At 31.8% G+C, this 761-nt stretch carries 1 protein-coding gene; it reads right to left on the bottom strand.

The window, feature by feature from the left end; translation table 11 throughout:
- A partial coding sequence (locus tag QQK25_RS23340) for a hypothetical protein (protein ID WP_284190101.1) occupies positions 1-761 on the bottom strand: 761 nt, incomplete at both ends.

Below are 761 nucleotides of genomic sequence, written 5' to 3'. Positions count from 1 at the left end.
TTCGTTGGTATAAACCCAACTCTTATAGAGTTCTTCAGGGGAGCACTTTTCTATTGGTCGAAAAATATTTTTTTTTTCTAACATTCGGAAAAATATTGCCAAACTGGGTAGATATGTAAAAGATATTCTGTGTTTTCCATCACTTTCACACGGATAAAAAAAATATTGTGAAATTCTACTTTTGAGAGGCTTTTCAAATAGCGTAGTTTGAATATATCGTAATGGATGATTCCATCGTTGCTCGTCGAAAATAAGAGTTCTCAGAGGTTGTACTAATTGGTCCTCCTCGATTTCTTCTTCTAATAAAATTGTATTTTCTGGGTCCCTGTCAAGTATTTCTTTTTTATTTGCTTTTTTTTCGGCCATTTCTTTCTTTTTCTGTTTTGCTTTCTGAATTTCATCTTCGTTCATTTCGTCCATTTTGGCTTGTAAATTTTCCCTTTTTTCTTTTTCCTCTGCTTCTCGTTCTTGCTCGTTTATTGTGTTCAATGTGTTAATGAATATAGGAAATGGTAGTCTTCCTAAAGAAAATAAAAAGGTAATAAAAACAAGGATTGTAAAACCCCGAATTACATATTCTTTAATTTCTGCTACCCTATACTTAGTGGTCGAAATCTTTAACTTCTCTTGTAGGAAAATCAAATTAGAATCCATTGATTTAAGGACTACAATCTGCCCAATTATCCAACCGCAAGAATGACCTATAATAAAAAGAATTTGATTATTGGATCTAAAGAGATAACTATGAAAGACTCTTAAAA

It is taken from the genome of Zoogloea oryzae (assembly GCF_030161255.1).
GTDB classification, from domain to species: Bacteria; Pseudomonadota; Gammaproteobacteria; order Burkholderiales; family Rhodocyclaceae; genus Zoogloea; species Zoogloea oryzae.
The sequence above is the reverse complement of the archived record's forward strand: the minus strand, read 5'-3'. Positions and strand labels throughout refer to the sequence as shown.